Origin of the sequence: Shinella pollutisoli (assembly GCF_024609765.1) — a bacterium.
Taxonomy (GTDB): domain Bacteria; phylum Pseudomonadota; class Alphaproteobacteria; order Rhizobiales; family Rhizobiaceae; genus Shinella; species Shinella pollutisoli.
Genome location: NZ_JANFDG010000005.1, coordinates 159,810 through 183,080, shown reverse-complemented (window position 1 = coordinate 183,080; position 23,271 = coordinate 159,810). Strand labels below are relative to the sequence as shown.

General features: G+C 67.1%; 17 protein-coding genes. 10 read left to right on the top strand and 7 right to left on the bottom strand.

Going from position 1 to position 23,271, the window contains the following annotated elements; all coding sequences use genetic code 11:
- The first annotated feature begins 192 nt into the window (after positions 1–192).
- From topA to rpmG, 6 genes are all read left to right on the top strand, one after another.
- A complete protein-coding gene (topA, locus tag NNZ72_RS06180; protein ID WP_257314116.1) occupies positions 193–2,805 on the top strand; it encodes a type I DNA topoisomerase in 2,613 nt (870 codons plus the stop codon).
- 216 nt (positions 2,806–3,021) lie between these two features.
- On the top strand, positions 3,022–5,358 hold the full coding sequence (gene rnr, locus NNZ72_RS06175) for a ribonuclease R (RefSeq protein ID WP_257314113.1): 2,337 nt from the start codon (positions 3,022–3,024) through the stop codon (positions 5,356–5,358).
- Between the two features lie 41 nt (positions 5,359–5,399).
- Positions 5,400–5,870 (top strand): DUF983 domain-containing protein, encoded by a 471-nt coding sequence (locus NNZ72_RS06170; RefSeq protein WP_257314111.1) that lies wholly within the window; start codon positions 5,400–5,402, stop codon positions 5,868–5,870.
- Positions 5,867–6,520 carry an NUDIX hydrolase gene (locus NNZ72_RS06165; RefSeq protein WP_257314108.1) on the top strand — a complete coding sequence of 218 codons (654 nt, stop codon included), beginning with the start codon at positions 5,867–5,869 and terminating at the stop codon, positions 6,518–6,520. The genes NNZ72_RS06170 and NNZ72_RS06165 overlap by 4 nt, the downstream gene beginning before the upstream one ends.
- 13 nt (positions 6,521–6,533) lie before the next feature.
- Complete coding sequence (locus NNZ72_RS06160; RefSeq protein WP_257314106.1) at positions 6,534–7,718, top strand: MFS transporter; 1,185 nt, start codon at positions 6,534–6,536, stop codon at positions 7,716–7,718.
- A gap of 94 nt (positions 7,719–7,812) precedes the next feature.
- Positions 7,813–7,980, top strand: a complete 168-nt coding sequence (gene rpmG, locus NNZ72_RS06155) for a 50S ribosomal protein L33 (protein WP_023512792.1) — start codon at positions 7,813–7,815, stop codon at positions 7,978–7,980.
- Between the two features lie 718 nt (positions 7,981–8,698).
- Here rpmG and NNZ72_RS06150 read toward each other — a convergent pair.
- Positions 8,699–10,066, bottom strand: a complete 1,368-nt coding sequence (locus NNZ72_RS06150) for a PleD family two-component system response regulator (RefSeq protein ID WP_257314099.1) — start codon at positions 10,064–10,066, stop codon at positions 8,699–8,701.
- A 16-nt stretch (positions 10,067–10,082) separates the two neighbouring features.
- Positions 10,083–10,454: a response regulator gene (locus NNZ72_RS06145; protein ID WP_010065708.1), complete on the bottom strand. Its 372-nt coding sequence runs from the start codon at positions 10,452–10,454 to the stop codon at positions 10,083–10,085.
- A 139-nt stretch (positions 10,455–10,593) separates the two neighbouring features.
- Between NNZ72_RS06145 and NNZ72_RS06140 the strand changes: the two genes are divergently transcribed.
- From NNZ72_RS06140 to NNZ72_RS06130, 3 genes are all read left to right on the top strand, one after another.
- On the top strand, positions 10,594–10,890 hold the full coding sequence (locus NNZ72_RS06140) for a DUF3572 domain-containing protein (RefSeq protein WP_257314087.1): 297 nt from the start codon (positions 10,594–10,596) through the stop codon (positions 10,888–10,890).
- A 131-nt stretch (positions 10,891–11,021) separates the two neighbouring features.
- Positions 11,022–12,338 carry a DNA polymerase IV gene (locus NNZ72_RS06135; RefSeq protein WP_257314085.1) on the top strand — a complete coding sequence of 439 codons (1,317 nt, stop codon included), beginning with the start codon at positions 11,022–11,024 and terminating at the stop codon, positions 12,336–12,338.
- Between the two features lie 148 nt (positions 12,339–12,486).
- The gene (locus tag NNZ72_RS06130) at positions 12,487–13,794 is read left to right on the top strand and encodes a L,D-transpeptidase family protein (RefSeq protein WP_257314082.1); all 1,308 of its coding nucleotides are present in this window, start codon (positions 12,487–12,489) and stop codon (positions 13,792–13,794) included.
- 507 nt (positions 13,795–14,301) lie between these two features.
- Here NNZ72_RS06130 and dnaE read toward each other — a convergent pair.
- The gene (gene dnaE, locus NNZ72_RS06125) at positions 14,302–17,799 is read right to left on the bottom strand and encodes a DNA polymerase III subunit alpha (protein WP_257314080.1); all 3,498 of its coding nucleotides are present in this window, start codon (positions 17,797–17,799) and stop codon (positions 14,302–14,304) included.
- A gap of 343 nt (positions 17,800–18,142) precedes the next feature.
- On the opposite strand from dnaE, the gene NNZ72_RS06120 reads away from it, so the two are divergent.
- Complete coding sequence (locus tag NNZ72_RS06120; RefSeq protein ID WP_257314078.1) at positions 18,143–18,724, top strand: hypothetical protein; 582 nt, start codon at positions 18,143–18,145, stop codon at positions 18,722–18,724.
- A gap of 3 nt (positions 18,725–18,727) precedes the next feature.
- Here the strand turns inward: NNZ72_RS06120 and NNZ72_RS06115 are convergent, their stop codons facing one another.
- The 4 genes from NNZ72_RS06115 to NNZ72_RS06100 form a co-directional block, all read right to left on the bottom strand.
- Positions 18,728–19,414 (bottom strand): ABC transporter ATP-binding protein, encoded by a 687-nt coding sequence (locus NNZ72_RS06115; protein WP_257314076.1) that lies wholly within the window; start codon positions 19,412–19,414, stop codon positions 18,728–18,730.
- A gap of 13 nt (positions 19,415–19,427) precedes the next feature.
- Positions 19,428–20,735 carry a lipoprotein-releasing ABC transporter permease subunit gene (locus tag NNZ72_RS06110; RefSeq protein WP_257314074.1) on the bottom strand — a complete coding sequence of 436 codons (1,308 nt, stop codon included), beginning with the start codon at positions 20,733–20,735 and terminating at the stop codon, positions 19,428–19,430.
- 198 nt (positions 20,736–20,933) lie between these two features.
- Positions 20,934–22,262, bottom strand: a complete 1,329-nt coding sequence (gene proS / locus NNZ72_RS06105; protein ID WP_257314072.1) for a proline--tRNA ligase — start codon at positions 22,260–22,262, stop codon at positions 20,934–20,936.
- Between the two features lie 688 nt (positions 22,263–22,950).
- Positions 22,951–23,220: a DUF1467 family protein gene (locus tag NNZ72_RS06100; RefSeq protein ID WP_257314070.1), complete on the bottom strand. Its 270-nt coding sequence runs from the start codon at positions 23,218–23,220 to the stop codon at positions 22,951–22,953.
- Positions 23,221–23,271 lie beyond the last annotated feature (51 nt).

Below are 23,271 nucleotides of genomic sequence, written 5' to 3'. Positions count from 1 at the left end.
CATCCTTTATTTAAAATTGCAACAACTTGCGAAGCTCTCTTTGGTTGTATCGCGTTGCAGAGGCGTTAATTTCACCCCTGCCTCTTGACCGGCGCGCTTTCCCTGTTCATGTCGGGAGCACGAATTTCCGGCGGAACGCGCCTGTTTCGGCCGCCTGCCCCAATGCTGCGGCCCGGCATCAGAGAATTGACGATGAATGTTGTAGTTGTGGAATCGCCCGCCAAGGCCAAGACGATCAACAAGTATCTCGGCCCGGGCTACACGGTGCTCGCCTCCTTCGGCCATGTGCGCGACCTGCCCGCCAAGGACGGCTCCGTGCGTCCCGACGAGGACTTCGAGATGTCCTGGGAGGTCGACGGGGCGTCCGCCAGGCGCATGAAGGACATCGCCGACGCGGTGAAATCCTCCGACGGCCTGATCCTCGCGACCGACCCCGACCGCGAGGGCGAGGCGATCTCCTGGCATGTGCTGGACCTCCTGAAGAAGAAGCGGGTGATCGGCGACAAGCCGGTCAAGCGCGTCGTCTTCAACGCCATCACCAAGGCGGCCGTGCTCGACGCCATGCGCAACCCGCGCGACATCGACATCTCGCTGGTCGACGCGTATCTCGCGCGCCGCGCGCTCGACTATCTCGTCGGCTTCAACCTGTCGCCGGTGCTCTGGCGCAAGCTGCCGGGCGCGCGCTCGGCCGGCCGCGTGCAGTCGGTGGCGCTGCGCCTCGTCTGCGACCGCGAGGCGGAGATCGAGCGCTTCGTCTCGGAGGAATACTGGAACCTCTCGGCGCTGCTGAAGACGCCGCGCGGCGACGTCTTCGAGGCCCGTCTCGTCTCGGCCGAGGGCAAGCGGCTTTCCGGCAAGTCGATCGGCAACGGCGAGGAGGCGAACCGCCTCAAGGCGCTGCTCGAAGGCGCCGCCTACCGCGTCGAGAGCGTCGAGGCGAAGCCGACGAAGCGCAATCCGGCGCCGCCGTTTACCACCTCCACGCTGCAGCAGGCAGCCTCCTCCAAGCTCGGCTTCTCGGCGTCGCGCACCATGCAGGTGGCGCAGCGGCTCTACGAGGGCATCGACATCGGCGGCGAGACCGTCGGCCTCATCACCTATATGCGAACCGACGGCGTGCAGATGGCGCCCGAGGCGATCGAGGCGGCGCGGCGTGCCGTCGCCGAGCAGTTCGGCCCGCGCTACGTGCCGGAGAAGGCCCGCTTCTACGCCACCAAGGCGAAGAACGCGCAGGAGGCCCACGAGGCGATCCGCCCGACCTCCTTCGACCGCACGCCCGACCAGGTGCGCCGCGCGCTGGACGCCGACCAGCTGAAGCTCTACGACCTCATCTGGAAGCGCGGCATCGCCAGCCAGATGGCGTCGGCCGAGATCGAGCGCACCACCGTCGAGATCGACGCCGACAACGGCGGGCGCAAGGCCGGCCTGCGCGCCACCGGCTCCGTCATCCGCTTCGACGGCTTCATCGCTGCCTACACCGACCAGAAGGAGGACGGCGAGCAGGCCGACGATGGCGACGAGGACGGCCGCCTGCCGGAGATCAACGCGAAGGAGAAGCTCGACAAGGAGAAGGTGAACGCCACCCAGCACTTCACCGAGCCGCCGCCGCGCTATTCCGAAGCCACGCTGATCAAGAAGATGGAGGAGCTCGGCATCGGCCGCCCCTCGACCTACGCCGCGACGCTCGCCACGCTGCGCGACCGCGAATACATCACCATCGACAAGCGCAAGCTGATCCCGGAGGCCAAGGGCCGGCTCGTCACCGCTTTCCTCGAGAGCTTCTTCACCCGCTACGTCGAATACGACTTCACCGCCGACCTGGAGGAGAAGCTCGACAAGATTTCTGCCGGCGAGCTCGACTGGAAGCAGGTGCTGCGCGATTTCTGGAAGGATTTCTTCGCGCAGATCGAGGACACGAAGGAGCTGCGCGTCACCAATGTGCTCGACGCGCTGAACGACGAGCTCGCGCCGCTGATCTTCCCCAAGCGCGAGGACGGCAGCGATCCGCGCGCCTGCCCCTCCTGCGGCACGGGCAAGCTGTCGCTGAAGCTCGGGCGCGGCAGCGGCGCCTTCATCGGCTGCTCGAACTATCCGGAATGCCGCTACACCCGCCCCTTCGGCACCGAGGCGAACGGCGAGGCGCAGGCGGCCGCCGAGCCGCAAAACCTCGGCAAGGACCCGCATACCGGCGAGGAGATCACGCTGCGCACCGGCCGCTTCGGCCCCTATGTCCAGCGCGGCGACGGCAAGGAGGCCAAGCGTGCCAGCCTGCCGAAGGGCTGGGCGCCGGCGAGCATCGACCACGAGAAGGCGGTGGCGCTGCTCTCGCTGCCGCGCGACATCGGCCGGCATCCGGAGACCGGCAAGATGATCTCCGCCGGCATCGGCCGCTACGGCCCCTTCCTGCTGCACGACGGCGGCTATGCCAACCTGGAGACGGTGGAGGACGTGTTCTCGATCGGCCTCAACCGCGCCGTGACGGTCATCGCCGAGAAGAAATCGAAGGGCGGCGGACGCGGCCGTTCGGCGCCGGCGGCGCTGAAGACGCTGGGCGACCATCCCGACGGCGGGCCGGTGACGGTGCGCGACGGGCGCTACGGACCCTATGTCAACTGGGGCAAGGTGAACGCCACGCTGCCCAAGGGGAAGGACGCCGACGGCGTCACCCTGGAGGAGGCGCTGGTGCTGATCGCCGGCAAGGCGGGGAAATCACCCGCCAAGGCCAAGGCCGCGAAGACGACGAAGGCGGCGAAGCCGAAGGCCGCGGCCAAGCCTAAGGCGGCACCGAAGGCGAAAAAGGCTTGAGGCCATGACGAACGGGGCTATCGCAGATAAAGGCAGGCCGGTGCCGCTCTCCTTCTCCCCTTGGGGAGAAGGTGGCCCGAAGGGCCGGATGAGGGGGAAAAGCCCCCTCGGCCGAATCCGCTGCTTGCGCCCCCTCATCCGCCTGCCGGCACCTTCTCCCCGAGGGGAGAAGGGAGAAGACGGCCTGCTCTCGGCACTCCATTGGGGCATCCTGTCATGGTGAAGGAACCGCGCGGCCGGACGGGACACTCGAAACGGACCGGGCGCCCGCCCGACGCCGAGGCGCCGATCATCCACGGCGTCGTGCCGCCGCGCGACGTCCTCCTGCGCTTCATCGCCGACAATCCCGAGCAGGCCTCCAAGCGCGAGATCGCCAAGGCCTTCGGCCTCAAGGGCGAGGCGCGCGTCGAGCTGAAGGCGCTCCTGAAATCCTTCGAGGAGGAGGGTCTCCTCGAAAAGCGGCGCAAGTCGCTCGTGCGGCCCGGCGCGCTGCCGCCGGTCGTCGTGCTCGACATCACCACGCGCGACGTCGACGGCGAGCTGATCGGCCGGCCGGCCGAATGGCTGGACGATGCCGGCGTGGCGCCGGCCGTGACGATCCGCCAGCCGACCGCCGCCCGCAAGGACAAGGCGCCGGTGGCGGGCCTCGGCGACCGGGTGCTGGCGAAGATCTTCCCCGCCAAGGAGCGCGGCGGCCCGGCCTATGCGGGGCGCGTCATCAAGATCCTCGACAAGCGCAGGAATGCCGGCATGGGCGTCTTCCGGGCGCTTGCCGGCGGCGGCGGGCGGATTCTCCCCATCGACCGGCGCGGAGAGGAGATGGAGGTCGACCCGGAGTTCACGGCAGGCGCCGCGGACGGCGACCTCGTCGAGATCGACGTCGTGCGCCTAGGCCGCTACGGCCTGCCGCGCGCGCAGATCAAGGGCGTGATCGGCTCGGTCGCCTCGGAAAAGGCGATCTCGATGATCGCCATCCATTCGCACGGCATCCCCTACATCTTCTCCGACGCCGTCATCCGCGAGGCCGAGGCCGCCGGCCCCGCCTCGATGGCGCATCGCGAGGACTGGCGGGCGCTGCCGCTCATCACCATCGACCCCGCCGACGCCAAGGACCACGACGACGCGGTCCATGCGGAGCCGGACCCCTCGCCCGACAATCCGGGCGGCGTGATCGTCACGGTCGCCATCGCCGACGTCAGCTACTACGTGCGGCCGAAATCGGCGCTCGACCGCGAGGCGCTGAAGCGCGGCAACTCGGTCTATTTCCCCGACCGCGTCGTGCCGATGCTGCCCGAGCGCATCTCCAACGACCTCTGCTCGCTGAAGGAAGGCGTCGACCGGCCGGCGCTCGCCGTGCGCATGGTCTTCTCGAAGGAAGGCCGCAAGGCGAGCCACACCTTCCACCGCATCATGATGAAGAGCGCGGCCAAGCTCTCCTACCAACAGGCGCAGGCGGCGATCGACGGCGCGCCGGACGACAAGACCGCGCCTATCCTGGAAACGATCCTGAAGCCGCTCTGGGAGGCGCACCGCATCCTGACGACCGGCCGCGAGCGCCGCCAGCCGCTCGAGCTCGACATGCCGGAGCGGAAGATCCTGCTCAAGGAGGACGGCACGGTCGACCGGGTCTTCGTGCCGCCGCGGCTCGAGGCGCACAAGCTCATCGAGGAGATGATGATCCAGGCGAACGTCTCGGCCGCCGAGACGCTGGAGAAACGCCGCCAGCCGCTGATCTACCGCGTGCACGACGCGCCCTCGCTCGCCAAGCAGGAGGTGCTGCGCGACTTCCTGCAGACGCTCGACATTTCTCTGCTCAAGGGCGGCAACATGCGCGCCAACCATTTCAACGGCATCCTGTCGAAGGCGAAGGACAAGCCGTTCGAGCAGATGGTCGGCGAGATGGTGCTGCGCTCGCAGAGCCAGGCGATCTACAGCCCGGAGAACATCGGCCATTTCGGCCTCAACCTGATGAAATACGCCCATTTCACCTCGCCGATCCGCCGCTATGCGGACCTGATCGTGCATCGCGCCCTGGTCGGCTCGCTGAAGCTCGGCGAAGGCGGCATCACGCCGGACGAGGAAGGCGCGCTCGACGACATCGCCGCCGAGATCTCCACCTTCGAGCGGCGCGCCATGGCCGCCGAGCGCGACACGGTCGACCGGCTGATCGCCCATCACCTGGCGGGCCGGATCGGCGAGGAATTCGACGGCCGCGTCTCGGGTGTCACGAAATCGGGACTTTTTGTCACCCTGCCGGACTATGGTGCGGACGGATTCGTGCCTATATCTACGCTCGGTCGCGACTACTACATCTACGACGAGGCGCACCAGGCGCTGTCCGGCGAGAAGACCGGGCTCGGCTACCGCCTCGGCGATGCGGTGCGGGTGCGGCTGGCGGAAGCGATTCCGCTTGCCGGCGCGCTCCGCTTCGAGATGCTCAGCGAAGGACGCAAGATGCCGACGGCGATCCGCTCCTTCCACAAGGCGGGCCGGCGCGACCGCGGCGCATCCCGGCGCCAGCCGGGCACGCGCGCTCCGCGCGGACGACGCTAGGTGATGCCAGGCCAGCAGACGGCCGGCAGGAAGGAACGGACATGGAGACGAACGAGGCTTCGCAGAGCACGCTGCATTTCGGCGGCCAGGAGGCGCCCGCCGACCGCGAGCGTCCGGTCGGGCGCTCGATCAAGCGCGGCCTCCTCAACCGCTGCCCGGCCTGCGGCACCGGCCGCCTCTTCCGCGCCTATGTGAAATGCGTCGACCATTGCGCGGTCTGCGGCGAGGATTTCACCCACCAGCGCGCCGACGACCTGCCGCCCTATCTCGTCATCACCATCGTCGGCCACATCGTCGTCGGCGGCTACATGGCGACCGACCTCGTCTGGCCGCTCACCACCTGGCAGCACCTGGCGATCTGGGTGCCGATCACGCTCGTGCTGGCGCTGCTTCTGCTGCAGCCGGTCAAGGGCGGCGTCATCGGCCTGCAATGGGCGGTGAAGATGCACGGCTTCGGCGACGAGGCCGAGGAGGCCGACGAGGAAACGGCCTACAGCGACCGCGCGGCATGAAACCCGTCAGACCCGTCGACGCCGCCTCGATCCTGCTCCTCGACCGGTCGGGGGCGGATGTGCGCGTGCTCGTCGGCCGGCGCAGCAGCAAGCATGTCTTCATGCCGGACGTCTACGTCTTTCCCGGCGGGCGGCGCGACGCCGCCGACCGCTACGTCGCGGTGGAGAACACGCTCCATCCGCTGGCGTGCGAGCGGCTGGCGGTGCGGGCGGGGCCACGGTGTTCCAAGACACGGCTGCGCGCGCTCGGCGTCGCGGCGCTGCGCGAACTCTACGAGGAGGCGGGGCTCGGCGTGGGCGCGCCCGCCGACGGCAGCCCCCTTCCCTTCCGCCCCGATCTCTCGCGGCTGCGCTTCCTCGCCCGCGCCATCACGCCGCCCGGCATGGTGCGGCGCTACGACACCCGCTTCTTCGCCCTCTTCGCCGACGAGGCCGGCATCGACCCCGCCGGCGCGCGCGCCAGCCACGAGCTGGAGGACCTGCGCTGGGTCGACATCTTCGCGCCCGGCGGCGTCACCATGCCCGACATCACCGCCCTGATCCTGGAGGAGCTGCGGAAAAGCCTCCGGGAGGACCTGTCCTTACCGTTCGGAAGGGCGGTTCCGCTCTACCACAGCCCGCGCGGACGCTTCGTCCGGGAACTGCTTTGAGGATCGACTGTCGATGACGCAGCCGGAATGCGGCCCCTCAGGCCCGGCGGAACACATTCACTGGCCGGCGCTCATCGCCGCCTTCTCCGCCGTCGCGGCCGTCGGCATCGCGCTCGGCCTCGGCCTGCCGCTGCTCGCCCTCATCATGGAGAAGCGCGGTATCCCGCCGACGCTGATCGGCGTCAACTCGGCCATGGCCGGAATCGCCGCCATGGCCGCCGCGCCGTTCACCACGCGGCTCGCGCATGCGCTCGGCACCTCGACGACGATGATCGTCACGATCCTCTTCGCCGCAGTGAGCTCGCTCGGCTTCTACTATGTCGAGAATTTCTGGCTGTGGTTCCCGCTGCGCCTCGTCTTCCACGGCGCGATCACCATGGTCTTCATCCTGTCGGAGTTCTGGATCAACGCCGCCGCCCCGCCGCGCCGGCGCGGGCTCGTGCTCGGCATCTACGCGACCGTGCTCTCGCTCGGCTTCGCCATGGGCCCCCTGCTCTTCTCCGCGCTCGGCAGCGAGGGCGCGCTGCCCTTCGTCACCGGCGCGGCGATCATCCTCGTCGCCGCCGTGCCGATCCTCTTCGCCCGGCACGAGAACGCGGCGATCGACCAGAAGCCGGAGCGGCATTTCCTGCGCTACGTCTTCCTGGTGCCGACGGCGACGGCGGCCGCCTTCATCTTCGGCGCGGTCGAGGTGGGCGGCCTGTCGCTGCTGCCGATCTATGCCACCCGCGCCGGCTTCACCGAGCCGCAGGCGGCGCTGCTCTTGACGATGATGGGGCTCGGCAACGTCGTCTTCCAGATCCCGCTCGGCATGCTCTCCGACCACCTGAAGGACCGGCGCCGGCTGCTCACCGGCATGGCCTTCATCGGCTTCGCCGGGGCGCTGGCGCTGCCGGTGCTCGCGCAAGGGTGGCTGACGATGGCCGCCGTGCTGCTCTTCTGGGGCGGCTGCGTCGCCGGCCTCTACACGGTCGGCCTCAGCCACCTCGGTTCGCGCCTGCACGGGGCGGACCTCGCCGCCGCCAATGCCGCCTTCATCTTCTGCTACGCGGTCGGCACGGTCGCCGGGCCGCAGGCCATGGGCGCGGCGATGGATGTCGCCGGCAACGACGGTTTCGCCTGGGCGATCGCCTGTTTCTTCGGCTCCTACCTGCTACTTTCTCTCGGCCGCATGGTTTTCCGGCCGAAACGGACTTGACTTTTCGGGCGCGATTTGTAGTTTCCGCCCAGATTTAAAGCCGTGGAGCAGACTGGCTGTCCGCGGCTTCGTTTTTCATAAAGGCAGGACGACCATGGCCAAGGCTACCACCATCAAGATCAAGCTGCTGTCGACGGCCGACACCGGTTTCTTCTACGTGACGACCAAGAACAGCCGCACGATGACGGACAAGATGACCAAGACGAAGTACGATCCGGTCGTCAAGAAGCACGTCGAGTTCAAGGAAACCAAGATCAAGTAAGCCTTGGTCCCGAACGGTTCCCAAAAGGCGCGGGACGGCAACGTCCGGCGCCTTTTTCTTTGCAACCCTGTCGCGCGGGGTTGCGGGCGATTCGGCAACGGAATCAAAAACGCCGCCCCCATTTTTCCGGGAGCGGCGCTGATCGGGGGTCGACCGGTTACGACGACGGCACGAGGATTCCGTTTATATCGTAACCAGCCGACCGGCCCCACGACCCAGGAGATGCGGCGGACCTAGCATCATGGGGTAACCGGTTGTGGCGAGCTTGTCTGTCGCCCATGTCCAGAGCATCGCCCGGAAAAGAAAAAAAATCAACGATTTCTTAACCCTTCATCGCCGGCTTCGTGTCTCATAGTTAATCGCGCCGGGGCCGCCCTGCCCCTTCCGAAGTCATTTCCGTCGTGAAACGCAACAGATACGAACGGTAACGAAACAACCTTTCCGGGCAGTCGACACAACCCAGGAAGGAGCGGGGCCGCATACACGGCGAGATTGTATCCGAAGCAAGCCGTTGATAAAATTCCGCAAAAGTCAATAGTACGACTTATCCTAAAATTTAGCTACTTTGCCCGCGCGTTCCGGCGCGGAAGAGCGGCCTGCCGCCGGGCCGTGGAAACGCCGTACGGGAACGCCGGCTGCTCAAATTCTGGCGTCGATGCCCGCCGCGTGCACGATCCTGTGGATAAGCAACGTGCAAAGCCGGCGCGCCGCAACCGACTCAGGCGGCCGCGGCGACGACTCGATTGCGGCCGGAGCGCTTGGCCTCGTAGAGCGCGGTGTCGGCGCGCTTCAGGAGCGTTTCCGGCGTATCGCCCGCCGGCAGCAGCGAGGCGGTGCCGAGCGAGGCGGTCACGGTGAGGCGGATGTCGGTGCCGGGAATGGTGAACGGCGCCTCCTCGACGATGGTGCGCAGGCGCTCGGCGACGCCGGCGGCCATCTCAGCGGACGTGTCGGGCATCACCAGCACGAACTCCTCCCCGCCGTAGCGGCAGGCGAGGTCGGCGCCGCGCACGGCCGCGCGCACCCGGTTGGCGAATTCCTTCAGCACCACGTCGCCGGCATCGTGCCCGTAGGTGTCGTTGATCACCTTGAAGCGGTCGATGTCGGTGATGCAGACGGAGAGCGGGCGGCCGCGCGCCATCGCCCGGTCCACCAGCAGCTTCATGTGGTTGTCGAGGTAGCGGCGGTTGTTGAGGCCGGTCAGGCCGTCGGTGACGGCAAGCTCGATGGTCTGGCGCACGCTCGCGCGCAGTCGGTCGTTGTAGCGCTTGCGGCGGATCTGCGTGAGACTGCGGGCGACCAGCTCGTTCGGATCGATCGGCCGGACGAGATAGTCCGTCACGCCGAGATCGAGCGCGCGCACGACCATCGGGTCGTCGCCCTGCTCGACGATGATGAGGATCGGCAGGAAGCGGGTGCGCTCCAGCGAGCGAAGCTGCGAGCAGAGCCGGAGCGGATCGTAGTCGGGGAAATTGGCGTTGACGATGACGAGCTCGTAGTTGCTCTCCGCCGCCTGGAACAGCGCCGCCTGCGGGTCGGATATGCAGGTGACGTCGGCGACCGGCTTCAGCGTGCGGACGATGCGCTCCTGCGAGCTGCCGCGTCCGTCGACCAGGAGCACGTCGCCGGGCTCCTCGCCCATGGCGCCCTCCAGCCCCTCCTCCATCGAGATGGCGCGGGCGGTCGCCGCGCGCATGCGCAGCTCGTCCGTCAGCGTCTTCAGCCGCACCAGGCTCTTCACCCGCGACATGAGCTGGAGGTCGTTGACCGGCTTGGTGAGGAAGTCGTCGGCGCCCGCCTTCAGGCCGCGCACGCGGTCGGACGGCTGGTCGAGCGCCGTCACCATGACGACGGGGATATGCGCCGTGCGCGGATTGGCCTTCAGCCGCTCGCAGACCTCGAAGCCGTCGATGCCGGGCATCATGATGTCGAGCAGGATGAGGTCGACCTGGGTGCGCTCGCAGATGGAGAGCGCGTCGTAGCCGTTGTCGGCCGTCAGCACGTCGAAATATTCCGCCAGCAGCCGCGCTTCCAGCAGCTTCACGTTGGCGGGTATGTCGTCGACGACGAGGATGCGCGCTGTCATGCCCTTGGCCTCCGCCTCATGCGTCGCCGAGATAGGTCTTGATCGTCTCGATGAATTTCGGAACGGAGATCGGCTTGGAGACATAGGCCTCGCAGCCGCCCTGGCGGATGCGCTCCTCGTCGCCCTTCATGGCGAAGGCCGTGACGGCGATCACCGGGATGACGTGGAGCTCGTCGTCCTCCTTCAGCCACTTCGTGACCTCGAGCCCCGAGACCTCGGGGAGCTGGATGTCCATCAGGATCAGGTCCGGACGATATTTCCGGGCGAGATCAAGGGCTTCCATTCCGTTCCTCGTCTGGATCGTCGTGTAGCCCGACGCCTCGATGAGGTCCCGGAAGAGCTTCATGTTCAGCTCGTTGTCCTCGACAATCATCACCTGCTTGGGCATCGTTCGTCCCTGTCCCCGGTCCCGGCTTGCAACGCTCGGGAAGACATATAAGGTGCGGCACGCCGTGAACACCCATCCCGATGCCGTAACGGTAGCGTCATTTGGTTGATTAAAAGGTAAACTCAGCCGGGAAAGCGCGATGCCAGCCCAAAAAGACACATCCGCCGCCGAAGAGGCCGAGGCGACGGCCGTCGCCGTGCTCGGCTGGCTTGCCGGCGAGCCGGAGCTCCTCTCCCGCTTCCTGGCGCTGACCGGCGTCTCGCCCGCCGACGTGCGCCATGCGGCCGGCGATCCGGGCTTCCTCGCCGGGCTCCTCGATTTCCTCATGGGCCACGAGCCGACGCTTCTCGACTTCTGCGAGGCGAGCGGCCTGCCGCCGGAAACGGTCGTGCGGGCGCATGCCGTCCTTTCCGGTCCCGACCCGTCCTTTCCCTGAGCCCGACCGCCGAAACGCGAAAAGGCTGCGGCCTCCCGCTCTCGTCCATTTCCGGACGCAAAAGCGCTTCGCACCTTTGCCGGAAATGCTCTACGTATGTAATCTCGCACCGTTCAACCTTTGTTCGTCCCATGCGCACCGACGAGACGCGTTTTCCGGGCTTCTGTCGCGACTGCCTCGCCGGGCAGCCGGCGGCTCTGCGCCGCTGCCGGGCCTGCGGCAGCCCGCGGCTCCTCTATCACGGCGAGCTCTACGACCTGACGCTCGCCCATATCGACTGCGACGCCTTCTACGCGGCGATCGAGAAGCGCGACAATCCGGAGCTCGCCGACAAGCCGGTGATCGTCGGCGGCGGAAAACGCGGCGTCGTCTCCACCGCCTGCTACATCGCCCGCATCCACGGCGTGCGGTCCGCCATGCCAATGTTCAAGGCGCTGGAGGCCTGCCCGAGCGCCGTGGTGATCAAGCCGGACATGGAGAAGTATGCCCGCGTCGGGCGCGAGGTGCGGGCGATGATGCAGGAGCTCACGCCGCTGGTGCAGCCGCTGTCCATCGACGAGGCCTTCCTGGAGCTCAAGGGCACCGAGCGGCTGCACCACGATCCCGCGGCGCGCGTGCTCGCGCGCTTTGCCGCCCGCGTCGAGCGCGAGGTCGGCATCACCATCTCGATCGGCCTTTCCTACTGCAAGTTCCTCGCCAAGGTCGCCTCGGACCTCAACAAGCCGCGCGGCTTCTCCATCATCGGCGCCGGCGAGGCGCTCGACTTCCTGAAGGACAAGCCGGTGCGGCTGATCTGGGGCGTCGGCAAGGCCTTCGCCGAGACGCTGGAGCGCGACGGCATCCGCACCGTCGGCCAGCTGCAGACGATGGAGGAGACGGACCTGATGCGCCGCTACGGCGTCATGGGCCGCAGGCTCTATACGCTCTCGCGCGGGCAGGACGACCGCGAGGTGCACCCGAACGACCCGATGAAGAGTGTCTCGGCCGAGACGACCTTCTTCGACGACATCGCCGGCTACGACGACCTCGCCACGCATCTGCGCCGCCTCAGCGAGAAGGTGGCCGGGCGGCTGCGCAAATCCGGCATCGCCGGCCATACGGTCGTCCTCAAGCTCAAGTCGGCGGACTTCAAGACCCGCACCCGCAACCGCAAGCTCGAAGACCCGACCATGCTCGCCGACCGGATCTTCCGCACCGGCATCGAGCTCCTGCGCAAGGAGGTGGACGGCACGAGATACCGGCTGATCGGCATCGGCGTCACGGAGCTTGCCGATTCCGGCCGGGCCGACCCGCCCGACCTCGTCGACCCGCAGGCCGCCCGCCGCGCCGCAGCCGAGGCCGCCATCAACACGCTGCGCGACAAGTACGGCAGGAAGACCGTCGAGACCGGCTACACCTTCGGCAAGGAGCCGCGGCTGGGCGCCGACAGCGTTCTCACGAAAAAGTGAGACGCGCCGCCGCCGAATAAACCCGCGCGCCGCGGCGTCTTTCCCGCATCGACGGGGAACAAGCCGGGGATTTCCGGGTGCATCAAATCTTCCTTAAATCCGATGCGCCAGACTGACGGCCGGTTTGTATTGCGTACGGATGGATCAGATGAATTTTCGCCTCGCGACGGGTATGGGCATCCTCGGCCTTCTCTTGAGCTGCGGCACCGCGCTGGCCGGCACGCTCGAAGGTCCCCTTCAGATCGTGGTGTCCAAGGATCTGCAGGAACTGAAGGTCTATGACGGCGGCGTGGTCGTCGCCACCTCGCGCGTCTCCACCGGCAAGGCCGGGCATTCCACGCCGACGGGCATCTTCTCGATCCTCGAGAAGAAGCGGACGCACTTCTCCAACCTCTACGACAGCGCGCCGATGCCCTTCATGCAGCGGCTGACCTGGTCGGGGATCGCGCTGCACGCCTCCAACAGCGTGCCCGCCTACCCCGCCTCGCACGGCTGCGTGCGCCTGCCGAACGACTTCGCCAAGACGCTCTTCAGCCTCACCCGCCGCGGCGGCCACGTCCTCATCAGCGACCGCGCGGTGGAGCCGCGCCGGATCGTGCACGAGGCGCTCTTCAGGCCCGCGACGGTGCTGCCGGAGACGCAGCTGCTCTCCGACGCCGACCTGCGCCCCGGCCTCCTCGACGACGGCACGAAGAGCGTCGAGGTGGCGATGACCGAGCCGGTCGCCGCCGTGCCGGAGCCGGCGGTGCAGAAGAGCGAGCAGGACCCGATCCGCATCCTCGTCACCCGCCGCGGCGAGCGGGAGGCCCTCATCGACCTGCAGCGGCTGCTGACGGAGCTCGGCTACGACGCCGGCGCGCCGGACGGGCTTCTCGGCCGCCAGACGATCGCGGCGATCAAGGCCTTCCAGGCCGCCGAAGGACTTGCCGAGGACGGGCGCGTGACGCCGGAGCTTTCGGCCGCCGTCTACGCCAGGGCCGGCAAGGGCGCGCCGCCCAACGGCCGCATGCTCGTGCGCCAGAAGTTCAAGCCCGTGCTGGAGGCGCCGGTGACGATCCGCGACGCCGAGACCGCGCTCGGCACGCATTTCCTGCTCGCCCGCGACGTGGACAGCGAGAAGGGCACGGCGGACTGGTACGGCGTGACCATGGAGAACCACCTGCCGCAGTCGACCATGACACGCCTCGGCATCACGCAGGCGGCCGACGCCGGCGCGCCGGACGCGCTTGCGAAGACGCTCTCGCGCATCGACATTCCCGCCGACATGCGCATCCGCATCTCCGCCATGCTGAGCGAGGGCGCGTCGCTGTCGATCTCCGACACCGGCCTCGGCGCCGAGACCGGCAACGGCACCGACTTCATCACGCTCACCCGCAAGGCGCCGCTGAAGGCGGACGCGGCGCCGGTGAGAAAGAAGAACAGGAAGAAGGCGTCGTCGGTGACGGCGGTGCGCTGAGGGCGGGTAAACGCCTGCGCACGGCATACCGTTAGTGACGGCAATACCCGTGCCGCACCCGATAGGGTAAACGCCTGCGCACGGAATACCCCCCCTCTGCCCTGCCGGGCATCTCCCCCGCAAGGGGGGAGATCGGATGGGGGTCCGTTTCGCCCATCGCTGACGACACAGTTGAAGCGAGAAGCCCGCGTCCTGCCGATCTCCCCCCTTGCGGGGGAGATGCCCGGCAGGGCAGAGGGGGTGACGCCTCCTTGTAACTTGGAATTTGCTTCCCGGACTGGCCGGTCCGGGAAGGTTGGCGACCAAGCCCGACAACTCTAAGAACTTCAAGTTCGTGGGAAAGCAAGGGACACTCGCCGGGATTTCCCAAGCCCGTACAGTCGCTTGGGCCAAGCTCCGGCCGGGGACCAAGCCCGCTATGCGCAAGGATGGGACACCGAAACTCTCTACAAACTCCTCGTTCCTAAGCCCTTTCTTGGCTTGTAATTCAAGACAGTCGCTCTCCCCCTACACCAGCTCCACGTCGAGCACGCCGGGGGCCGAGCGCATGGCGGCGGCGATCTCCGCGGAGATGCGGAAGCGCTCGTTGAGCTCCACCTCGATCTCCCGCTGGCCGTTGTCCTTGATGACGATGAAGGAGACGAGGCCGTCGCCCTTGGTGTTAAGGTGCGCGGCGATGGAGCGGAGCGGACCGGAATCGCGCACGTAGACGCGCAAGGCCTTCTGGCTCTGCAGCGATTCCTCCTCCAGCGAGCGCAGCGTCTGGATGCGCAACCCGATGCCCTCCGGGCGTTCCTCCGCCTGCACCGTCATCACCAGCGACTTGCCGGGTTCGAGCAGGTCGCGGTACTGCTGCAGCATCTCGGAGAACAGCACCGCCTCGAACTGGCCGGAGGAATCCGAGAAGGCGACGATGCCCATCTTGTTGCCGGTGCGCGTCTTGCGCTCCTGCTTCGACGTGACGGTGCCGGCGAGCCGGCCCGCGGTCGCGCCCCGCTTCACCGCGACGGAGAAGTCCGCGAAGGTCTGCACGCGCATCTTGGCGAGCGTCGCCGCATAGGTGTCGAGCGGATGGGCGGAGAGGTAGAAGCCGAGCACCTGGAACTCGCGGTGCAGCTTCTCCGAGGCGAGCCAGGGCGTGTGGGCGGGAAGCGTGATCACCTCCGGCCCGGTCGCCGCCCCAGCGCCGAACATGTCGCTCTGGCCGCTCGTCTTGTTCTCCTGCGCGCGCTGGGCATAGCCGAGCAGCCGGTCGAGGCCGGCGATCATCGCGGCGCGGTCGTGGCCGAAGCAATCGAAGGCGCCGGCGACGATCAGGCTCTCGAAGACGCGGCGGTTGACGAGCTTCGGATCGATGCGCAGGCAGAAATCCTCCAAGCTCTCGAAGGGGCGGTCGCCGCGCACGTCGACGATGTGCTGGACGGCCGCCTCGCCCACGCCCTTGATGGCGGCAAGCGCGTAGTAGATGCGGTTCTCGCCGGTCTCGAAATGGGCGAACGACGTCTGCACCGAGGGCGGCACGACGGTGATGCCGAGCCGGCCGGCATCCTGGCGGAAGTCGTTCAGCTTGTCGGTATTCGACATGTCGTAGGTCATCGACGCGGCGAGGAACTCGACCGGATAATGCGCCTTCAGATAGGCCGTCTGGTAGGAGACGATGGCATAGGCCGCTGCATGCGACTTGTTGAAGCCGTAGTTGGCGAATTTGGCGAGCAGGTCGAAGATCAGGTCGGCCTGCGGCTTCGACACGCCGTTCTTGACCGCGCCGTCGACGAAGCGGGCGCGCTGCTTGTCCATCTCCTCCTTGATCTTCTTGCCCATGGCGCGGCGCAACAGGTCGGCCTCGCCGAGCGAATAGCCGGAGAGCACCTGGGCGATCTGCATCACCTGCTCCTGGTAGACGATGACGCCCTGCGTCTCCTTGAGCAGGTGGTCGATCTTCGGGTGGATCGACTCGATCTCCTCCTCGCCGTGCTTGCGGGCGTTGTAGACCGGGATGTTCTCCATCGGCCCCGGGCGGTAGAGCGCCACCAGCGCGATGATGTCCTCGATGCAGTCCGGCCGCATGCCGATCAGCGCCTTGCGCATGCCGGCACTTTCCACCTGGAACACGCCGACCGTCTCGCCGCGCGACAGCATCTCGTAGGTGAGCGTGTCGTCGAGCGGCAGGCTCTCGAGCTTCACCTCGACGCCGCGCTTGCGGATGAAGTCGACGGCGGTCTTGAGCACCGTCAGCGTCTTCAGGCCGAGGAAGTCGAACTTCACCAGCCCCGCCTGCTCCACCCATTTCATGTTGAACTGGGTGACGGGCATGTCGGAGCGCGGATCGCGGTACATCGGCACCAGCTTCGACAGCGGCCGGTCGCCGATGACGATGCCGGCGGCATGCGTCGAGGCGTGGCGGTAGAGGCCCTCGATCTTCTGGGCGATGTCGAGCAGGCGGGCGACGACCGGCTCCTTCTCCGCCTCCTCGCGCAGCTTCGGCTCCTCCTCGACGGCCTTGTAGAGCGGCGTCGGGTTGGCCGGGTTGTTCGGCACCAGCTTGCAGATCTTGTCGACCTGGCCGTAGGGCATCTCCAGCACGCGGCCGACGTCGCGAAGGGCCGCGCGCGCCTGAAGCGAGCCGAAGGTGATGATCTGCGCCACCTGCTCGCGCCCGTATTTGCCCTGGACGTAGCGGATCACCTCCTCGCGGCGGTCCTGGCAGAAGTCGATGTCGAAGTCGGGCATCGACACGCGTTCGGGGTTGAGGAAGCGCTCGAACAGCAGCGAGAAGCGCAGGGGATCGACGTCGGTGATGGTGAGCGCATAGGCGACGAGCGAGCCCGCGCCCGAGCCGCGCCCCGGCCCGACCGGGATATTGTGCTGCTTCGCCCACTTGATGAAGTCGGAGACGATCAGGAAGTAGCCGGGGAACCTCATGCGCTCGATGACGCTGAGCTCGAAGTCCAGCCGCTCGCGATAGTCCTCCTGGCTGTAGCCGGGCGACAGGCCGAGCAGGCGCATGCGCTCCTCCAGCCCCTCCACGGCCTGGCGGCGCAGCTCCGCCGCCTCGGCGCGCTCGGCCTCCTCCGGGTCGCCCGTAGCGCCGGTGAAGCGCGGCAGGATGGGCTTGCGCGTGTCGAGCACGAAGGAGCAGCGCCTCGCGATCTCCACCGTGTTCTCCAGCGCCTCCGGCAGGTCGGAGAAGAGCGCCGCCATGTCCTTGCGGCTCTTGAGATAATGGTCGGGCGACAGGCGGAAGCGGTTGTCGTCCGAGACCATGGCGTTGTGGGCGACGGCCATCAGCGCGTCATGGGCGTCGTAGTCGTCCGGCGACGGGAAGAAGGGCTCGTTGGTCGCCACCAGCGGCACGTCCTCGGCATAGGCGAGCTCGACCATGCGGCGCTCGTGCGCGCGGTCGAAGCGGCCGTGGCGCTGCAGCTCGACATAGAGCCGGTCGCCGAAGATCCACTTCAGCGCGGCAAGCCGCGTGCGCGCCAGCGCCGGATGGCCCGAGCGGAAGGCCATGTCGACGGGACCGCCGGCAGCGCCGGTGAGCGCGATCAGCCCCTCCGCGCCGCCCTCCTCCAGCCAGGACCAGAGGATGCGCACCGCCTGCGAGCCCTCGCCCTCGAGATAGGCGCGGCTGACGAGATCGACGAGGCGGACATAGCCGGCCTCGGTCGCCGCCAGCAGCACGAGCGACGGCAATTTCGCGAGATGGGCCTGATGCCCGCGCCGTTCCCCCTCGCCCTCGTCCTCCATGTCGATCGACAGCTGGCAGCCGATCAGCGGCTGGATGCCGTCGCCGACGGCCTTCTGCGAGAACTCGAGCGCGGCGAACAGGTTGTTGGTGTCGGTGATGGCGATCGCCGGCTGCTGGTCGGCGATGGCCTTGCCGATGATCTTCTTGATCGGCAGCGCGCCCTCGAGCAGCGAATAGGCCGAATGCACCCTGAGATGCACGAATTGCACCGGCTCCGCCGCCCGATTGTCGTCCATCCGTCGCACCTCGTCCGCCATGCCCGTCTTCCTTCCGATCCGGGGCGCAGCTTAAGCGGATTCGGCAGGGGCAAGTCCAGAGGCGAGACGCGTTCACCCCCGATTTCCACCTCCGTGCGGAGATGGCGCGGCAGGCGATCCGCTCAGAGGCCGACCATGAGGATGGAGACGCTGGCGACGAACATCGTTATGGAGGCGAACGCAGCAAGATCACGGAGAAAATCGGTCATTATCGGCTCCCTTTCCGTTTATGTTTTTATTTTGTTCTATTCTTGTTCTCATGTCAACCGTTTTCCACAGCCCGTCTGGACGCGCGCATCCGCGCGCCGTAAGCTCGCCGCACGGTTGAGAGGAGAGGAAGCGGATGAAACGGCTTGCGGGCGTTCTCGTTGTTGCGTGCGGCCTGCCGTTTGCGGCGGCGGCGGCCGACTTCCCGGCCGAGCGGATCGTCGCCGCGGCGAGCGGCGACTGGAACAAGGACGGGGTTTCAGACCTCGCGCTGATCGTCCGCCCGGCGGATGTCGAAAGCGACAAGGACAACGGGCTCTACGTCTATCTCGCCAATCCCGACGAGAGCCGGCTGGAGCTCAAGCTGGCGCTGCCCGACACGGTATGGGGCGGGCTCACCCTCTACGGCCAGGAGCCGTCGCTTGCGGCGCTGGCGAACGGTTCCTTCACGCTGACGACGAGAAACGAGTCGGTCGGACGCGACCGCTGGCGCCAGTCGCTCACCATCGCCTATCGCAACAACGACTTCATCGTCGCGGGCTATACCTATGCGTCGCACGACACGCTCGATCCGAACGGCGTGCGCGAGTGCGACCTCAACGTGCTGACGGGCAAGGGCAAGAGCGACGGCCGGGCCTTCGCCGGCCAGCCGCTCTTCGCGGAGCTGAAGACCTGGGACGACGCCATCGGCCGCAGGGCCTGCGGCCTGGACGACTGACCGTCAGGCAAGCTCGCGGATGCGGCCGTCCTCGATCGTCACGCGGCGGTCCATGAGGCCGGCGAGCTCGTGGTTGTGGGTGGCGATCAGCGCGGCGAGGCCGGACTGGCGGGCGAGCGCCTCCAGCGCCTCGAAGACGTAGCCGGCGGTCTCCGGGTCGAGGTTGCCGGTCGGCTCGTCGGCAAGCAGCACCAGCGGCGCGTTGGCGACGGCCCGGGCGATGGCGACGCGCTGCTGCTCGCCGCCGGAAAGCTCGGAGGGGCGATGGTCGGCGCGGTGGCCGATGCGCATGTAGTCGAGGAGCTGGGCGGCGCGCTCGCGCGCCTCGGCCCTGGAGAGGCCGGCGATCAGCTGCGGCATCATGATGTTTTCCAGCGCGCTGAATTCCGGCAGCAGGTGGTGGAACTGGTAGACGAAGCCGATCTCGCCGCGGCGGATCGCCGTGCGCTCGTCGTCGGACAGGCCCTGGCAGGCGTGGCCGTTGACGATCACCTCGCCGGCGTCCGGATGCTCCAGCAGGCCGGCGATGTGCAGGAGCGTCGACTTGCCGGTGCCGGACGGGGCGACGAGCGCCACGGTCTCGCCGCGCTTCAGCGTGAAGTCGACGCCCTTCAGGATCGTCAGCAGGGTATCGCCCTGCCCGTAGTGCCGTTCGATGCCGGCAAGCTCTAGTGCGACGCGCGCGCTCATGCGGTGCTCGTTCCTATTCGTAACGCAGGGCCTGGACCGGATCGAGCCTGGACGCACGCCAGGCCGGGAAGATCGTCGCAAGGAAGGAGAGCGCCAGCGCCATGACGATGACGGAGACCGTCTCGCCGGCATTCATGTCGGCGGGGAGCTGGCTCAGGAAATAGAGCTCCGGGTTGAACAGCGTCGTGCCGGAGATCCAGGAGAAGAACTGGCGGATCGATTCGACGTTGAGGCAGACGACGACGCCGAGAAGCACGCCGGCGAACGTGCCGACCGTGCCGATCGCCGCGCCCGTCATGAAGAAGATGCGCATGATCGCCCCCGACGTCGCGCCCATGGTGCGCAGGATGGCGATGTCGCTGCCCTTGTCCTTCACCAGCATGATCAGGCCGGAGATGATGTTGAGGGCCGCGACGAGCACGATCAGCGTCAGGATCATGAACATGACGTTGCGCTCCACCTCCAGCGCCGAGAAGAAGGTGCGGTTGCGCTGGCGCCAGTCGGTGACGAAGATCTGCCGCTCGGCCGCCGCCTCGATCGGCTGGCGCAGGTCGTCGACCGCGTCCGGATTGGAGACGAAGAGCTCGATCGACTGGACGATGCCCTCGCTGTTGAAATAGAGCTGGGCCTCCTCCAGCGGCATGTAGATGATCGAGGCGTCGTATTCCGACATGCCGATCTCGAAGACGGCGGAGACGGTATAGGTCTTCACCCGCGGGTTGACGCCGAGCGGGGTCACATCGCCTTCGGGGGCGACGAGCGTGATCTGGCCGCCCGCGCCGATGCCGAGCTGCTCGGCCATGCGCGCGCCGATGGCGACGCCGCTGCCGGAGGCGAAGCCGACCAGGTCGCCCTCCTTGATATGGTCGGAGACGGTCTTCAGCCGGGCGAGGTCGTCGGCGCGGATGCCGCGCACCAGCGCGCCGGTGCCGGCGCCCGCCGCCCCCGAGGCGAGCGTCTGGCCTTCCACCAGCGGGATCGCCAGCGTGACGCCGGCGACCGCCGAGAGGCGCTCGGAGAGCTCGGCATAGTCGTTGAGCGGCGCGTCGATCGCCTGGATGATCATGTGGCCGTTGATGCCGAGGATGCGGGAGATGAGCTCCGTGCGGAAGCCGTTCATCACCGCCATGACGATGATGAGGGTCGCGACCCCCAGCATGATGCCGATGAAGGAGAAGCCGGCGATCACCGAGATGAACGCCTCCTTGCGCCGCGAGCGGAGATAGCGCCAGGCGACCATCCGCTCGAAGGCGGAGAAGGGCCGGCTCTTCGGCTGGGCCTGCAAGGTGGTCGCGGCATCGCCGTTCGCTGCGTCAGCCATGGTTTTTCCCCGTTGCGCGGGGACCATGCGGCATGCCCCCCTCATCCGCCTGCCGGCACCTTCTCCCCGGCGGGGAGAAAGGGAAGACAGCCGGCGCCTCATGTCCCCTTCTCCCCGCGGGGGAGAAGCTGGCCCGAAGAGCCGGATGAGGGGGTGTCTTGACCATATGCGACAGTCCTAGCGTTGCCCGGCTTCCGTTCAGTCCGCCGCCGTCAGGCGGTTGATCGCCGCCTCGATGGTCAGCGTCTCGCGCGCGCCGGTCTTGCGGTCCTTGATCTCGACCTCGCCGTTGCCCACCGCGCGCGGGCCGGCGATCACCTGCACCGGCGCGCCGATGAGGTCGGCGGTCGCGAACTTGGCGCCCGCCCGCTCGTCGGTGTCGTCGTAGAGCGTGTCGACGCCGGCCTTCGCAAGCGCCGCGTAGATCGTCTCGCAGGCCGCGTCGCAGGCGGCGTCGCCCGCCTTCATGTTGACGACGATCGCCTCGAAGGGAGCGACGGCCTTCGGCCAGACGATGCCGTTCTCGTCATGGGAGGCCTCGATGATGGCGGGAACGAGGCGCGTCGGGCCGATGCCGTAGGAGCCCATGTGGACGATGTGCTCCTTGCCGTCCGGCCCCTGCACCTTGGCGCCCATGGCTTCGGAATATTTCGTGCCGAAATAGAAGATGTGGCCGACCTCGATGCCGCGCGCCGAAACGCGCTCTTCTTCGGGAACGGCCTCGAAGGCGGCCGCGTCGTGCATCTCGGAGGTCGCGGCATAGCGCGAGGTCCACTTGTCGAAGATGGCGCGCAGCCCCGCGACGTCGTCGAAATCGGTATCCTCGGCGGGGATGTCGAAATCGAGGAAGTCCTTGTGGCAGAACACCTCCGATTCGCCGGTGTCGGCGAGGATGATGAACTCGTGGCTGAGGTTGCCGCCGATCGGGCCGGTGTCGGCGCGCATCGGGATGGCGCGCAGACCCATGCGCGAGAAGGTGCGCAGATAGGCGGCGAACATGCGGTTATAGGCGTGCTCGGCCCCTTCCCGGTCGAGATCGAAGGAATAGGCGTCCTTCATCAGGAACTCGCGCGAGCGCATGGTGCCGAAGCGCGGGCGGATCTCGTCGCGGAACTTCAGCTGGATGTGGTAGAGGTTGAGCGGCAGGTCCTTGTAGGACTTGACGAAGGAACGGAAGACGTCGGTGATCATCTCCTCGTTGGTCGGGCCGTAGAGCATCGGCCGGTCCTGCCGGTCCTTGATGCGCAGCATCTCCTTGCCGTAGGCGTCGTAGCGGCCGCTTTCCTGCCAGAGCTCGGCCGACTGCAGCGTCGGCATCAAGAGCTCGATGGCGCCGGAGCGGTTCTGCTCCTCGCGGATGATGGCGTTGACCTTGTCGAGGACGCGCTTGCCGAGCGGCAGCCAGGTGTAGATGCCCGCCGACTGCTGCTTGATCATGCCCGCACGCAGCATCAGCCGGTGGGAGACGATCTCGGCCTCCTTGGGATTTTCCTTGAGGATGGGCAGGAAGAAGCGGGAAAGGCGCATGAGGGGTTCCGGAATGACCTGTCCGCTCTGTTCCCCCAAGGGGAATCGGGCGGATCGACGTTGATTTCCCCGCGTTCATAAACGCTTCGCCGAAGGAAGGGAACCCGGCAGCACCGCTTCGGCGCAGCCCGCGGCGGCGGCCGAAAAGCGGGGCAGTCAATAACAAAATTTGCGGCCGCCCTGTCAACGAAAAAATTTTATTCCACTGTAGTAAATTTGCAAAAAAGCGGATGACAACGCCCGGTCTTTGGGCTACTTTCGGGTCACAAAAGAGGCAGGGAGCACAAATTCTTGCCATTCTCGCGGTCAAGTCTTGGGAGGATCAGATCTTAGGCGCGCTTCTGCCGCTGCCGCCGGAAACGGATAAGGATCACGCGATACCTGCAAAACAAGGCTTTCAGCCTTGTTTTTTTTTGCCTTTCCCAAATCGATCCCGTTACGGACGCGCCTCCGGCAAAGTCCATGCGTCAAAGCCGCGCATCAGCGGGCGGCTGCGACATTCCGCCTCACGGACAAGACCCTCTCCCCGGCACGACCGTGCGGATACCGGACGCGGATGTTCCGCGCGCTTCCGGACGGCGACGAATCGCGGAGAGCGCGCGGGAAGGTTATTCCGGCATGCGTGGAAACGGCGGAATGGCTTGCCTCCGCCGCCGTCCGCACCGTTAACCATTGTGGCGGCGGCGGCCTACCGGAACTCGGGAAAGAATTGCGGGATCGCGTCGATGCCGTAGCCGAAGCGCACGGACAGCACGTACCACGCGCCGTAGATGAGCGCGGAGACGAGCGTCGTCCAGAACAGGACGCGGCGGCCGCGGAACCGCGCGGGCGCGCTTTCCACGGTGCCGGGCACCACCTCCTGCGCCTCGCCTTGCGTCTTCAGGCCGAACGGCAGGACGAGGAAGAGCGTCAGCCACCAGACGATGAAGTAGACGGCGAGAAAGGAAAACCACTGCATGGACCGGTCCTTCTAGAGCGCTTCCGTTTTTTGCTCGGAACTCGAAAACGC

Coding starts and splice junctions, on each gene's coding strand:
- NNZ72_RS06120 (WP_257314078.1), top strand. CDS start 18,143: ATGAAACGGCTTGCGGGCGTTCTCGTTGTTGCGTGCGGCCTGCCGTTT.
- NNZ72_RS06170 (WP_257314111.1), top strand. CDS start 5,400: ATGGAGACGAACGAGGCTTCGCAGAGCACGCTGCATTTCGGCGGCCAG.
- NNZ72_RS06160 (WP_257314106.1), top strand. CDS start 6,534: ATGACGCAGCCGGAATGCGGCCCCTCAGGCCCGGCGGAACACATTCAC.
- proS (WP_257314072.1), bottom strand. CDS start 22,262: ATGCGCCTTTCCCGCTTCTTCCTGCCCATCCTCAAGGAAAATCCCAAG.
- NNZ72_RS06100 (WP_257314070.1), bottom strand. CDS start 23,220: ATGCAGTGGTTTTCCTTTCTCGCCGTCTACTTCATCGTCTGGTGGCTG.
- NNZ72_RS06130 (WP_257314082.1), top strand. CDS start 12,487: ATGAATTTTCGCCTCGCGACGGGTATGGGCATCCTCGGCCTTCTCTTG.
- NNZ72_RS06115 (WP_257314076.1), bottom strand. CDS start 19,414: ATGAGCGCGCGCGTCGCACTAGAGCTTGCCGGCATCGAACGGCACTAC.
- NNZ72_RS06165 (WP_257314108.1), top strand. CDS start 5,867: ATGAAACCCGTCAGACCCGTCGACGCCGCCTCGATCCTGCTCCTCGAC.
- rnr (WP_257314113.1), top strand. CDS start 3,022: ATGGTGAAGGAACCGCGCGGCCGGACGGGACACTCGAAACGGACCGGG.
- dnaE (WP_257314080.1), bottom strand. CDS start 17,799: ATGGCGGACGAGGTGCGACGGATGGACGACAATCGGGCGGCGGAGCCG.
- topA (WP_257314116.1), top strand. CDS start 193: ATGAATGTTGTAGTTGTGGAATCGCCCGCCAAGGCCAAGACGATCAAC.
- NNZ72_RS06150 (WP_257314099.1), bottom strand. CDS start 10,066: ATGACAGCGCGCATCCTCGTCGTCGACGACATACCCGCCAACGTGAAG.
- NNZ72_RS06135 (WP_257314085.1), top strand. CDS start 11,022: ATGCGCACCGACGAGACGCGTTTTCCGGGCTTCTGTCGCGACTGCCTC.
- NNZ72_RS06110 (WP_257314074.1), bottom strand. CDS start 20,735: ATGGCTGACGCAGCGAACGGCGATGCCGCGACCACCTTGCAGGCCCAG.
- NNZ72_RS06140 (WP_257314087.1), top strand. CDS start 10,594: ATGCCAGCCCAAAAAGACACATCCGCCGCCGAAGAGGCCGAGGCGACG.
- NNZ72_RS06145 (WP_010065708.1), bottom strand. CDS start 10,454: ATGCCCAAGCAGGTGATGATTGTCGAGGACAACGAGCTGAACATGAAG.
- rpmG (WP_023512792.1), top strand. CDS start 7,813: ATGGCCAAGGCTACCACCATCAAGATCAAGCTGCTGTCGACGGCCGAC.